Annotated in this window: 11 protein-coding genes and 1 pseudogene; 11 read left to right on the top strand and 1 reads right to left on the bottom strand. The window is 43.3% G+C overall.

What is annotated here, in order from left to right; all coding sequences use genetic code 11:
- Window positions 1-51: 51 nt before the first annotated feature.
- The 5 genes and pseudogenes from dauA (at window position 52) to Xvie_RS10205 (ending at window position 5,893) form a co-directional block, all read left to right on the top strand.
- Window positions 52-1,740: a C4-dicarboxylic acid transporter DauA gene (gene dauA, locus Xvie_RS10225; protein WP_086109221.1), complete on the top strand. Its 1,689-nt coding sequence runs from the start codon at window positions 52-54 to the stop codon at window positions 1,738-1,740.
- A 311-nt stretch (window positions 1,741-2,051) separates the two neighbouring features.
- A pseudogene (locus Xvie_RS10220) lies at window positions 2,052-2,252 on the top strand (hypothetical protein); the annotation flags it as partial.
- Window positions 2,253-2,286: 34 nt separating this feature from the next.
- A complete protein-coding gene (locus Xvie_RS10215; protein WP_086109220.1) occupies window positions 2,287-3,447 on the top strand; it encodes an iron-containing alcohol dehydrogenase in 1,161 nt (386 codons plus the stop codon).
- A 22-nt stretch (window positions 3,448-3,469) separates the two neighbouring features.
- A complete protein-coding gene (locus Xvie_RS10210; RefSeq protein WP_086109219.1) occupies window positions 3,470-4,966 on the top strand; it encodes a CoA-acylating methylmalonate-semialdehyde dehydrogenase in 1,497 nt (498 codons plus the stop codon).
- A 204-nt stretch (window positions 4,967-5,170) separates the two neighbouring features.
- Window positions 5,171-5,893 carry an IclR family transcriptional regulator gene (locus Xvie_RS10205; RefSeq protein ID WP_208612552.1) on the top strand — a complete coding sequence of 241 codons (723 nt, stop codon included), beginning with the start codon at window positions 5,171-5,173 and terminating at the stop codon, window positions 5,891-5,893.
- Between the two features lie 28 nt (window positions 5,894-5,921).
- Here the strand turns inward: Xvie_RS10205 and Xvie_RS10200 are convergent, their stop codons facing one another.
- Entirely contained in the window at window positions 5,922-7,844 is a 1,923-nt protein-coding gene (locus tag Xvie_RS10200) for a sigma 54-interacting transcriptional regulator (RefSeq protein WP_086109218.1), read from the bottom strand.
- A gap of 298 nt (window positions 7,845-8,142) precedes the next feature.
- Between Xvie_RS10200 and Xvie_RS10195 the strand changes: the two genes are divergently transcribed.
- The 6 genes from Xvie_RS10195 (at window position 8,143) to Xvie_RS10170 (ending at window position 12,764) form a co-directional block, all read left to right on the top strand.
- The gene (locus Xvie_RS10195; protein WP_086109217.1) at window positions 8,143-8,625 is read left to right on the top strand and encodes an MSMEG_0572/Sll0783 family nitrogen starvation response protein; all 483 of its coding nucleotides are present in this window, start codon (window positions 8,143-8,145) and stop codon (window positions 8,623-8,625) included.
- 31 nt (window positions 8,626-8,656) lie between these two features.
- Complete coding sequence (locus Xvie_RS10190; protein ID WP_086109216.1) at window positions 8,657-9,649, top strand: Nit6803 family nitrilase; 993 nt, start codon at window positions 8,657-8,659, stop codon at window positions 9,647-9,649.
- 37 nt (window positions 9,650-9,686) lie between these two features.
- Window positions 9,687-10,784, top strand: coding sequence for an MSMEG_0568 family radical SAM protein (locus tag Xvie_RS10185; RefSeq protein WP_086109215.1), 1,098 nt, complete (start codon window positions 9,687-9,689; stop codon window positions 10,782-10,784).
- 12 nt (window positions 10,785-10,796) lie between these two features.
- The gene (locus tag Xvie_RS10180; RefSeq protein ID WP_086109214.1) at window positions 10,797-11,360 is read left to right on the top strand and encodes an MSMEG_0567/Sll0786 family nitrogen starvation N-acetyltransferase; all 564 of its coding nucleotides are present in this window, start codon (window positions 10,797-10,799) and stop codon (window positions 11,358-11,360) included.
- The gene (locus Xvie_RS10175; RefSeq protein ID WP_244175568.1) at window positions 11,360-12,397 is read left to right on the top strand and encodes a sll0787 family AIR synthase-like protein; all 1,038 of its coding nucleotides are present in this window, start codon (window positions 11,360-11,362) and stop codon (window positions 12,395-12,397) included. The genes Xvie_RS10180 and Xvie_RS10175 overlap by 1 nt, the downstream gene beginning before the upstream one ends.
- Before the next feature lie 76 nt (window positions 12,398-12,473).
- On the top strand, window positions 12,474-12,764 hold the full coding sequence (locus Xvie_RS10170) for an MSMEG_0570 family nitrogen starvation response protein (protein ID WP_086109213.1): 291 nt from the start codon (window positions 12,474-12,476) through the stop codon (window positions 12,762-12,764).
- The last annotated feature ends 12 nt before the right edge of the window (window positions 12,765-12,776 follow it).

Genomic DNA, 12,776 nt, shown 5'->3' with positions numbered 1-12,776 from the left:
ATCACTTTTCTCAGATCATCATCTGATATCTTATTTTTGGTTTTTAATTAAATGAATACTCGTAAAATTAAGGGGATACGTCCATTTAGTGCGCTTGTTGATGCCTGCTGGAAGGAAACTTACTCTTTTCCTCGTTTAATCAAGGACATGATTGCGGGAATCACTGTAGGAATTATCGCCATCCCACTGGCAATGGCGCTGGCAATCGGCAGTGGCGTTGCACCGCAATATGGCCTCTATACTGCGGCCATTGCAGGTATTGTTATTGCCATTAGCGGAGGGTCACGTTATAGCGTTTCTGGGCCAACTGCCGCTTTTGTAGTTATTCTCTATCCGGTTTCACAGCAATTTGGCTTGAGTGGTTTACTGATCGCGACACTTATGTCAGGCGTTATTTTGCTCATTATGGGGTTAGCAAGATTAGGCCGACTGATTGAATATATTCCCCTATCGGTTACTCTGGGGTTTACTTCGGGTATTGCGATCACTATCGCCACCATGCAGATACAAAATTTCTTTGGCCTTAAGCTGGAACATATGCCGGAAAATTATATCGATAAAGTGATTACCCTTTCCCAAAATTTTCTTTCATTTCAATTCAGCGACACACTCATCGGTTTAACCACTCTTCTGGTATTGGTTTTCTGGCCAAAACTAGGATTAAAGTTACCGGGTCACTTACCGGCTTTAATTGCAGGCACTGGTATCATGGGCATCATGCACCTGTTAGGCCATGATGTGGCAACGATTGGTTCATCATTCAGCTATACGCTGGAAGACGGTACACAAGGCCAGGGTATTCCCCCCATCCTCCCTCAATTTGTTCTACCCTGGAATCTGCCTGATACCCACTCTCTTGAGATCAACTGGAATACGGTATCAGCACTGCTACCCGCCGCATTTTCAATGGCAATGCTAGGGGCAATTGAGTCCCTGTTGTGTGCCGTTATTCTGGATGGCATGACCGGAAAAAAACACCATTCCAACAGTGAATTATTTGGTCAGGGTATGGGAAATATTGTTGCCCCCTTCTTTGGCGGGATCACCGCAACTGCGGCTATTGCCCGTTCAGCAGCCAATGTTCGTGCAGGTGCAACTTCACCAATTTCCGCTGTTATTCACTCTCTTCTGGTACTACTGACGTTGTTGGTTCTTGCACCAATGCTTTCTTATCTGCCACTTGCAGCTATGTCAGCTATTTTGCTGATTGTGGCGTGGAATATGAGTGAGGCGCATAAGGTTGTAGATTTGATTCGTCGTGCTCCTAAAGACGATATCATCGTCATGTTGCTGTGCCTGTCATTGACGGTTCTGTTTGATATGGTGATCGCAATCACTATTGGTATTGTTCTGGCATCGCTCTTGTTTATGCGCAAAATTGCCAACATGACCCGAATCAGTATTACTCCTTCAACAAATAATGATAAGAATCTGCTGGTTGTGCGAATTAATGGCCCACTGTTTTTCGCTGCCGCAGAGCGTATTTTTGCCGAGCTCAAAGAAAAAAGTGCTGATTATCAGATTATAGTTATGCAATGGGATGCCGTACCCGTTCTGGACGCAGGTGGACTGCACGCTTTTCAGGGATTTATCCGTGAGATAGGAAAAGAGAAACATGTCATTGTGTGTGATATCCCCTTCCAACCATTGAAAACACTGGCAAGAGCTAAAATCGAGCCGATTAAGGGTCAATTGAGTTTTTATGCCACTTTACCCAAGGCACTGGAAGAAATGGATTAATCCAGATATTACTGGAGTATTCGTAGCCCATTACTGCGATCATTGTCGGGTAATGGGCAAGATTTAAACAAACCCTCCCCCTCTTTTAGCGATGGCGATAGACGGTAACGAACTATTGGATGTTGTTTTCATGTTTTATTGAACCAACCAAATAGCGCTACCATTGTTGATGCTTCCTATAATTATCCGGCATCAGATAATTGCCAGAGAGATCACACTTAATTAACATTTTTTTTAAAATATTTGCGATCGCTGCGTTTTTTCCTTTCATTTTCTTCGACATTCTATTGATAAGAATTATCATTCATTCCGAATTACTCCATCGTGTTGCAGCAATGGCTTCGGGTGGATTGGATACATTACCCCACAATGGCGCAGTGATTTCATTATTGGCAATCTGCGGATTAACCCACAAACGCTCCTACCTTGACATTTTCATGGTCACCGTATTAGGCGAACTGCTGGGACTCGTTGTGGTCATTATTCTCGGTTCGTTATTCGGCTCATTTTGATAAACGAGTATTTAATTTAGATAAGGAGCTATATATGTCCACTATCGTGTTGCCTCGCATTATGGAAGTAGGCGGTGGGGCTATCATCAGTCTTCCGCAGATCCTGCAAAATATTGGCAGTAAAAAACCGCTGATTGTGACGGATAAGGTGATGGTTCAGTTGGGTTATCTGGATAAACTGCAATCTATCCTGCAAGGTGCTGGCATTGAAAGTGATGTCTATGCTGACACAGTACCAGAGCCAACGGCTGCCTCTATTCAGGCAGGAATTAAGAAAGTGAAAAGTGATCGGTTCGATGCTGTTATTGCACTTGGTGGCGGAAGCCCGATTGACAGTGCAAAAGCTATCGCTGTGATTGGTAAATTTGGTGGCACCGTCAACGAATACCGTTTCCCGCGCCAATTCAATGAACAAGGCCTTCCTATCATTGCCATTCCTACTACAGCGGGAACAGGATCAGAATGTACTCGCGTCACAATTATTACTGATGAAAAAACCGATGAAAAATTACTTTGTATGGGCGCGGGATTCATGCCGATTGCCGCCATTATCGACTATGAACTGACTATCAGCGTTCCGGCACGGACTACGGCAGATACGGGTATTGATGCGATGACTCACGCCATTGAAGCCTATGTTAGCCGAAAGGCTAGCCTCTATTCTGATAGCCAGGCTATTGCCGCCATGAAACTCATCGGCCCTAACCTGCGCAAGGTATATCACGATGGCAATAATAAAGCTGCCCGTGAAGCCATGATACTGGGTTCAACTCTCGCAGGGATTGCATTCTCTAACGCATCTGTTGCACTAGTGCACGGTATGAGCCGCCCTATCGGCGCTTTCTTCCATGTTCCACATGGATTATCCAACGCTATGTTGCTTCCCGCTGTCACCCGTTTTTCTTTAGATGCAGCCAAAGAACGCTATGCCGAATGTGCACGCACACTAACCTTTGCAAAACCAACAGACAGTGACAGTGTAGCCTGTGAAAAACTACTAACGACTTTGACCGATTTAAACAAAGAGCTTTCCGTGCCGACACCAGAACAATTTGGCATCAACAAAATGCGCTTTTTTAAGGTTGTGGAAACAATGGCAGAGCAAGCGGAAGCATCCGGATCACCGGGTAATAATCCACGGATCCCAACAATTGCAGAAATGGTAAGCATTTATAAGCAATTGTGGACTTACTGACTGATTTACTGGAGAAAATGGCATGAGTATCGTAGGACATTTTATTAACGGCAAGGTTACTGATACCCACTCACGTTTACAGGATGTTTATAATCCTGCAACTGGCAAAACCATCCGTCAGGTAGCTATTGCCCCTAAGGCTGTCGCTGAAGAAGCAGTGGCGGCAGCACAAGCAGCATTTCCTGAATGGCGTGATACTCCGCCAATAAAGCGGGCACGTATTATGTTCCGTTATAAGCAACTGCTTGAAGAGCATACCGATGAAATTTGCCGCTTGATTGGTCAGGAACATGGCAAAATTGTGCATGATGCAGCAGGTGAACTCCAACGTGGTATCGAAAACGTTGAGTATGCCTGTGGAGCACCTGAAATCTTGAAGGGCGAATTTAGTAAAAATATCGGGCCGGGCATCAACGCCTGGAGCGACTTCCAGCCATTGGGTGTTGTTGCAGGGATTACCCCATTTAACTTCCCGGCAATGGTTCCTCTGTGGATGTACCCTCTCGCATTGGTTTGCGGTAATACATTTGTACTGAAACCATCAGAACGCGATCCAAGTGCCACCTTATATATTGGCCAATTATTAAAAAAAGCAGGGCTACCCGATGGGGTCTTTAATATTGTCAATGGTGATAAAGAAGTCGTGGATACACTGCTGACTGACAAACGGGTAAAAGCAGTCAGTTTTGTGGGGTCAACTCCGGTCGCACAATATGTCTACACGACGGCTACAGCCAGCGGCAAACGTTGTCAGGCACTTGGTGGGGCCAAAAATCACGCGATCGTGATGCCAGACGCCGATATGGAGAATGTGGTAACTTCACTTCTGGGAGCTGCATTTGGTTCATCAGGTGAACGTTGTATGGCACTGTCTGTTGCAGTTGCAATCGGTGATGAAATCGCCGATCAATTGGTCACCAAGCTGCAAGAACGCATGAAATCCCTGACTATAGGGGTTCATAGTGATGAAAATAATGATTTTGGTCCCGTCATTACCCGCGAACATCAACAAAGAATATGCAGTTATATTACAAGTGCTGAACAACAAGGCGCCAAAATTTTGGTTGATGGACGTAACATGACAGTTCCTGGTTATGAAAATGGCTTCTTTGTCGGTGCCACATTGATTGATAATGTGACTACAACCATGGATAGCTACAAAGCAGAAATTTTTGGCCCCGTTTTACAAGTTGTTCGCGTTAAAACCATGCAGGAAGGGATGGAGATTATTGATGAACACGAATATGGCAACGGCACTTGTATCTACACACGTGATGGAGAAGCAGCCAACTATTTTGCTGATCGTATTCAGGTCGGTATGGTTGGGATCAATATCCCGCTGCCTGTACCTGTTTCTTACCATAGCTTTGGTGGCTGGAAAAACTCATTGTTTGGTGATCTCCATGCCTATGGTCCTGATGGTGTGCGCTTCTATACTCGTCGTAAAACTATCACGCAACGTTGGCCATCCGCTAACCTGCGTGAAAGTGCAGAGTTTTCAATGCCGACAATGAAATAATCATAATTTCCCCACAATACCCTGTTAATTCAGGGTATTTTTTCTTTACTCCACGCTATTTTATTTTTTACCCAGCCAGCCATCTTGGACTGTACCAACATTGATTCATTCCAAAGTTAATGCCAACATATGAATATTGTTTCTTCGCAATGGATAAACAGAACTTTGAGTAACCATCGTGATAGAAGCTCCGCTGCGGCGTGAGTGCTGGTCATTATTGAACATATTTCGCAATCAGACACCCCTTTATCGCCATCAAATATCGCACGTGATTTAGCGATCCCTCAACCCACCGTGCATCGCTTGTTAGCCCAACTTAAACAAGAGGGTTATCTACAAATGAGTCTGGGGGGACTTTGGGAACCGGGTAATCGTCTATTCCGTATTTCGCAGGGAGTTTGGAACAGCCCGCGTTTTAAAGCAGGCAGGTCGATGATATTAAAAACACTCGCTAATGAGGTGAATGAAACTTGTGGTATCTCTGTCCCTAACGGTTTAGAAATGCTCTACTACGAGCGTGTTCAGGCCAATTGGCCCCTACAGATTAACCTACCGGAAGGCAGTCAGACTCCCCTTTGGTGTACGGCCAGTGGTAAGCTTTATCTGGCCAACCTGCCTATGGCAAAACGTGAAAGCCTGCTTCAGGCACTTCCCATCCATAAAATGACTCGCAATACAATTACCGATCTTTTCGATCTAAATGATGAATTAGACAAAATAGTGCAAACGCAGCTCAGTATTGATAATGAAGAGTTCATTGATGGTATGGTTGCCTGTTCCGTTCCCGTTAAAGATCAGAAAAATCGATTAATTGCCTGCATTTATGTTCACGCTCCTTCTATTCGTATTTCGTTGGACTCTTTGTTGCAGTTTGCCACTCCGATGCGTCAGGCGGCACAAACACTCAGCAAACTTGAGCGCTGTTAATTGTTATCGACAGGATTTGATAGATTTTTCAATATTCAATTCCCAATTTCTTCAAGCGTGAAATCAATGTTGTTGGGTTGATTCCCAATAACATTGCTGCACCATCATCACCAAAAATTTTCCCCTGACATTGTTTAACAGCAAGTGAGAGATTTTTAATTTCCAATTCTTTGAGCTGTTTTATGGTCAATACGTCTTCGTTTTTTTGAGTTTCATTGTGAATATTCTGACGTGGAGTTTTAGGTTGTTGATCTTGCTCCAGCAAATACTTAAAGGAAACAGCACCTTGTTTTGCCGTAATTAGTGCACGTTCAATGACATTTTGCAGCTCACGGATATTGCCGGGCCAGTCATATTGTTGTAGCTCCAAAATATGCCTTTGTGAAAATGGCAGATATTTAATTTTACGATTATCACAAATCAACTTGGTAAAGTGTGTAACCAAAAGCGGAATATCTTCTTTGCGCTCACGTAAGGCCGGTGAATAAATCGGGAATACATTTAAACGGAAATACAGGTCTTCGCGAAAGCGTTTATGTTTTACTTCTTCTTTTAAATTACGATTGGTAGCCGCAATAATCCGTACGTTTACATACCGAGTTTTTTCTTCACCTACCCGCTCAAAGGTTCCTTCTTGCAACACACGCAGCAGTTTACTTTGTTGCTCAGGTTGAATTTCGCCAATCTCATCTAAAAATAATGTGCCCTGATCTGCCAGTTCAAAACGTCCAACACGGTCACGCACGGCTCCGGTAAATGCCCCTTTAACATGGCCGAAAAATTCACTTTCAAATAGTTCCGAAGGAATGGCAGCACAATTGACACGAATAAGTGGTTGCTGTTTACGATGACTGGATTGATGAATGGCACGGGCGATCAGTTCTTTTCCTGTACCTGAATCACCATAAATCATCACGTTGGCATCCGTTGGAGCAACTACCTTAATTTTCTCAATAATCTGTAAAATGGATGCACTATTGCCGACAATTTCATGATATTTATTTTCTTGTAGAATTTCTTCTTGCAGATATTCATTTTGCTGTTCTAATCGGCTTTTTAAATCTTGTAACTCTTCAAGAGCATAAGTCAGTTGTTTTTCAGTATTCAGTCGATCAGTAATATCGCGGAACACCACCACCGCGCCAATAATGTCACCGTCACGAATCACAGGGGTACTGGTAAATTCAACCGGAAAGTAACTGCCGTCACGACGCCAAAAAATTTCCTGAATGCCTTCATATACAATACCATCATGTACCGCTGCATAAATCGGGCACTCTTCTACAGGATAGTGTTCACCATTTTCATGGGTATGGTGATGAATCTGATGGATATTGTTACTCAGTACATCTTCAGGCTGCAATCCCAACATTTTAGCCCCGGCGGGGTTAATAAAGGTGCACAATCCTTGTTTGTTGATACTGTAAATACCATCACCGACTGAACTCAGTAATAAATGCTTGCCTGTATCAGAATCAATAAACAATTCCTGCAAGGCTTGAAATTCTTTTGAATCTGTATAGATGACGTTATCAGCATTTTTATTCAATTGACGTTGTTCTAACGCTTTGATATCCATCAATGACCAGATCAGCAATGTTTTGTTCTTATAAGGTAATGAAATAGAAGTAATATCCAACTGGATTTTTCCACCATTTTTATCACAAGCATACAGCTGATTGTTCCAAGCCCAATCTTTTTCCAAAGCTTCTTCGGTAAATGCCAGAAGGTTTGGCAGTTGGCTGAAATGACCAAAAATAGACGTCACTGTTTTTTGAATAATTTCATGACGTTCATATCGCAATAGCTGAGTGGCACTGATATTCACATCAATAAACTGATTTTGATGTGGATCTAATACGATTAATGCCTGTGATGTGTGTTCAAACACCAACGGGCGAATCGAGACTTCGGAGGTTACCCAGTCCGAAATAAAGTCAGCCATATTCATATTGTTCTGCCGGTTTAAAATCACTTAATTAAAACCATTTAATAAAAACCATTCTGCTGCATTAATACTATGAAACTTCATAATTGAAACTATCAAATTTCGTAATACTACGAAAAATTATAATTTTATAACCGTTCTAATTATCTCCCAGAAAAATCTTTAATAAAAATTAAATGATATTTTTCAACTAGATAAAAACAAATAACCTTCCCTCAATATAACTTGGCACAGCTTTCGCACTAACACAGGCAGAGCACATGTTAATTCATTCCAAAATAGCCTTGAACTAGGAGCTGCTATGCCAAAAGTTGATATTGAACAATATAAAGATGGCGATTTTCTTGTTGATTATGAAGAAAAAGTGTTTGAAGACGTCAAAGCCCAGCCAGGTGAAAAAGCATTGGTGACTTTTCATACCGTCGCATTTGAAGGATCAATTGGCCTGATCAATATGTTGCAGGCAAAACGTCTATTGCGTAAGGGTTTTGAAACCAAAATCTTGCTCTACGGTCCCGGAGTACAGCTGGGTATACAACGTGGTTTTCCAACCTTGGGGGCGGAAGCTTTTCCGGGCCATTTGGCTGTCAATAACCAGTTGAAAGCCTTCATGGAAGAAGGTGGTGAAGTCTATGCCTGCCGTTTTGCATTGCAAGCGATATATGGTCAAACCGAAAAAGCACTTATTGCAGGAGTTCGCCCCATTAATCCATTGGATGTGATGGACTTAAGACTGCTGATGCGTCGTGACAATGCCTTAATCATTGATACTTGGACTGTCTAAGTAAGCATAAATAATATCAGGGGAATAAGACATGAACCGAATCATTAAAGCTGCCGCAGTGCAGTGCAGTCCAGTGCTTTATAGCCAAGCCGCAACGGTAAGAAAAATCTGTGGCATTATTTCAGAGCTTGGAAAACAAGGGGTGCAATTTGCCGTCTTTCCTGAAACCGTAGTGCCTTATTACCCTTATTTTTCCTTTGTACAACCACCATTTGCCATGGGCAAAGAACATTTAAAATTGTTGAATGAATCAGTAGTTGTACCTTCCGAAGCAACCTTAGAGATGGGTCAAGCCTGCCTTGAGGCTAACATGGTAGTGTCAATTGGCATTAATGAACGTGCAGGCGGTACGATTTATAACGCGCAACTGTTATTTAATGCTGATGGTTCAATCATTCAGCATCGCCGCAAAATTACACCAACTTACCATGAACGAATGGTCTGGGGGCAAGGTGATGGCAGTGGCCTGCGTGCCATTGATTCTGCTGTTGGGCGTGTTGGTTCACTGGCCTGTTGGGAGCATTACAATCCACTGGCACGTTTTGCCTTGATGGCAGACGGTGAACAAATTCATGCTGCCATGTTTCCCGGTTCGTTGGTAGGACAAGTTTTTGCCGATCAAATCAGCGCAACCATTCAACACCACGCTTTAGAATCAGGCTGTTTTGTGGTCAATACCACAGCATGGCTGCATCCCGAACAACAACAACAAATTATGCAGGATACCGGCTGTGGCATCTCTCCAATTTCAGGGGGATGTTTTACCGCCATTGTTTCTCCTGAAGGCAAATTCTTAGCTGAACCACTCACACAAGGGGAAGGTTATTGCATTGCCGATCTGGATTTCAGCCTGATTGATAAACGCAAACGCATGATGGATTCAGTTGGGCATTACAGCCGTCCTGAATTGTTCAGCTTATTGATCGATCGTCGTCCGACACATGTATTACACGAACTAAAAGTTGAAACATCAGATCAAAGTCACCTCGAACAACTTTCAAAATTCAATGAAGCACATATCTAAATCGCATTGATTAAACCCAAGTAATGAGGGGGTAAGGATGTCTGCAATACAACAAGTTCCTAATTTACAGCTATTGACGGATTTGCAATGTCATGGCCTGAAATGGGAAGGCGAATTTGGATTGTCCCGTAAAGGGGGCGCAGGGCCAAGCGACCATAAGGCACTGAGCCTTAATGGACAGACCATGATGATTCCCGTGCTGAATCTTGCAGCCCAAGATTCGCCCTATACCGCAAAGCCTGAACCGGGCTCCGATAAGGTGATTGTACTTAAAAACCAGATCCCGGTAACAACCTTGACTGCACCTGCACGCCCCCGTTTTTATGATTTAAAAACTGCTGAAGGTATTGCCTATGAGCAAATTGCAACCCTGCATAGCCGTGATGTACTGGCAACCACGGTGTTACAGCATTGCATTCGTATGAATGATAAGGCAACTGCATGCCAATTTTGCTCAATAGATCAATCTGTAAAGGGTGGCCGGACTTTGATCCGTAAGCACCCGAAACAATTGGCAGAAGTCGCCAAAGCGGCCGTTGAGCTGGATGGTGTCAAGCAAATGGTGATCACTACAGGTACACCAAATACGGCAGATCGCGGGGCAAAAATTTTGTATGACTCGGTTAAAGCGATTAAGGCGCAAGTCGATTTGCCAATACAGGTACAGTGTGAACCACCTGATGATTTTATATGGTTTCAACGTTTAAAAGATGTTGGTGCTGTATCGATTGGAATGCACCTTGAAGCAGTAAGCGAGAGAGTACGGCAGAAAATTATGCCCGGCAAAGCGGAAGTATCATTGGAAAAATATTTTTCAGCTTTTAACGCAGCCGTTGCGGTGTTTGGGCGGGGACAGGTCAGTACCTACATTTTGGCAGGTTTGGGCGATACCGAACTGGAGATCGTGGAGATGACCGCCAAGCTAGCCAAAATTGGGGTATATCCATTTGTGGTGCCGTTTGTGCCGATTCAGGGCACCCCATTGGAACATCATCCTAAACCTGATCCGGTTTTTATGCAGTCGCTTTATCCGAAAATTGGCCGGCAACTCAGACAACATGGCTTGAACTCGGAAAGTACTCAAGCAGGCTGTGCCAAATGTGGTGCCTGCTCTTCGCTGAAGGCATATGAATAAGGAGAATGTGAGATGGAACCTTTTCACTGTTCTTGGCAGCTTGAGCTAAACGAAAGGCTGAAAAAATTTCTTAGCGACGACATTATCATCAAAACTGTGTCGGAAGATTGGGAACTATATCAATATTATCGTTTACGGGAAGCAACTTTCCGCGATGAACAGAAAATATTAAAAGAAGATCGTGATGAGTACGATTTTAAAGCATTAGGCATTATTGCCATCGGGAAAATGTTTGGTGAACATGACCGTGTAATTGGTGCAGTACGAATTTTCCCTGATGGCGGTCAGACTTGGTATGGCGGGCGGTTATGCGTAGATCCTGCATATCGTCATTACCATGCCATTGGTAAAGCGCTAATTAATGCAGCAGTATCAACCGCCAAAAACGCAGGTTGTCGTACTTTCTTAGCCACCGTGCAAACTCAAAATGAACGTTATTTCCAAAAGTTGCGCTGGGATAGTTTACGTCAATTGACCATTGCCAACATTCCCCATGTACTGATGCAGGCTCAGATTGAAAACTACCCGTTACAACATATTCCGATGCACGTTTATATGCAGAAGGAAATATGCTGATGGAACTCAATCTATTACTCGAAATGCTAAGACATACTCCCGCTATGCAGTCCAAGCAGGCGCTTCACAGTATTTCAGCCAATACAACTTGCCACGTGGATTCATTGGACAGTTTATATGCCTACCCCGGAGATGATACGGCGGCACTATTAATAAATGATCCACTATTAAATGATCAATCGTTAAATGGTCAATATGTATTACATGCCTGTGAGGGGATGTTGCCGAATTTTGTGATCAATTATCCTTATTTTGCAGGATGGTCAGCGGTCATGGCGAATATTAGTGATATTGCAGCTATGGGCGGGCGGGCACTGTCAGTTGTGAACAGCCTTTGGCATACCAGTAGCGAACATGCCCGGCAATTAATGCAAGGTATGCAGGATGCTTGTAATGCTTATGGTGTGCCATTAGTTGGTGGACATACCAATCTTGAAGCTGTTTATCAACCCGCTTTATCCGTTGCGATTCAAGGTATAGCGCGAACACTGCTCTCAGTATTACATGTCAAGCCACAACAAAAAATTCTGATCGCTTTAAATCTACAGGGACAATTCCACCCCAATACTACTTATTGGAAATGCTTTGAGCATGTATCCGGCCACATTTTACGGTCACAAATTTCCTTGCTGCCACAATTGGCAGAAGAAAACCTTGCTTATTCCGCCCGTGATATTAGTAATGCCGGCATTTTAGGCAGTTTGTTGATGCTGCTCGAAGCTACGGCATCGGGAGCAGATATCAACTTAGATGCCATTCCTAAACCTGATGATGTGGATTGGTTTAAATGGCTGCAAATTTTCCCCAGTTTTGGTTTCTTGCTGACGGCCGATGCAGATAGATGCGAAGAAATCATCAGCCTATTTCACAGTCAGGGCATTACCTGTTCGGTGATTGGTGAAACCAATGTCAGTGGTGTGGTTGCAATACAGCAGCAGCAACAAAAACAGCACAGCATATTTTGGGATTTTAACAGCCAAGAATTTACCGGCTTTTGTTATGTCAATGCCTTAAAAAAATTAGCCCTAAGAAATTAATTTTTAAAGAAAAGTTATAGGACAAACCCGTACAGATTAAGACAAATAAGACGAAGAGTCAGTAGGAGCCTATGTTATGCCCAGTGTGAATTTTACTGTGAAGTGGCCCAATGGAGAACAGAGTCAATATTACTCTCCATCAACGGTGATTTATGAATATCTGTTCATTGGTCAGCGTTATCCAAGTACGCAGTTCTTGCATCAAGTTGAAAATGGCCTGCACGCCGCATCGGAAAGAGTACGTGCACGTTATGGTTTTGCCTGTAGTTCGGCCATGGACAATCTGGCGATGATCAAACGCCAAATCAAAATTTTCGGGCTAAGCCCAGAAGCTCAAATTGAAGTCATTGAAATAACGAATAAATGAGAAGGATGTTCC

It is taken from the genome of Xenorhabdus vietnamensis (assembly GCF_002127535.1).
GTDB classification, from domain to species: domain Bacteria; phylum Pseudomonadota; class Gammaproteobacteria; order Enterobacterales; family Enterobacteriaceae; genus Xenorhabdus; species Xenorhabdus vietnamensis.
Note: the sequence above shows the minus strand (reverse complement) of the source record. Positions and strands in the feature narration are given on the sequence as shown.

Excerpts from the sequence above, each read along its gene's own strand:
- dauA (WP_086109221.1), top strand. The coding sequence starts at position 52 with ATGAATACTCGTAAAATTAAGGGGATACGTCCATTTAGTGCGCTTGTT.
- Xvie_RS10215 (WP_086109220.1), top strand. The coding sequence starts at position 2,287 with ATGTCCACTATCGTGTTGCCTCGCATTATGGAAGTAGGCGGTGGGGCT.
- Xvie_RS10180 (WP_086109214.1), top strand. The coding sequence starts at position 10,797 with ATGGAACCTTTTCACTGTTCTTGGCAGCTTGAGCTAAACGAAAGGCTG.
- Xvie_RS10185 (WP_086109215.1), top strand. The coding sequence starts at position 9,687 with ATGTCTGCAATACAACAAGTTCCTAATTTACAGCTATTGACGGATTTG.
- Xvie_RS10210 (WP_086109219.1), top strand. The coding sequence starts at position 3,470 with ATGAGTATCGTAGGACATTTTATTAACGGCAAGGTTACTGATACCCAC.
- Xvie_RS10170 (WP_086109213.1), top strand. The coding sequence starts at position 12,474 with ATGCCCAGTGTGAATTTTACTGTGAAGTGGCCCAATGGAGAACAGAGT.
- Xvie_RS10175 (WP_244175568.1), top strand. The coding sequence starts at position 11,360 with ATGGAACTCAATCTATTACTCGAAATGCTAAGACATACTCCCGCTATG.
- Xvie_RS10195 (WP_086109217.1), top strand. The coding sequence starts at position 8,143 with ATGCCAAAAGTTGATATTGAACAATATAAAGATGGCGATTTTCTTGTT.
- Xvie_RS10190 (WP_086109216.1), top strand. The coding sequence starts at position 8,657 with ATGAACCGAATCATTAAAGCTGCCGCAGTGCAGTGCAGTCCAGTGCTT.
- Xvie_RS10200 (WP_086109218.1), bottom strand. The coding sequence starts at position 7,844 with ATGAATATGGCTGACTTTATTTCGGACTGGGTAACCTCCGAAGTCTCG.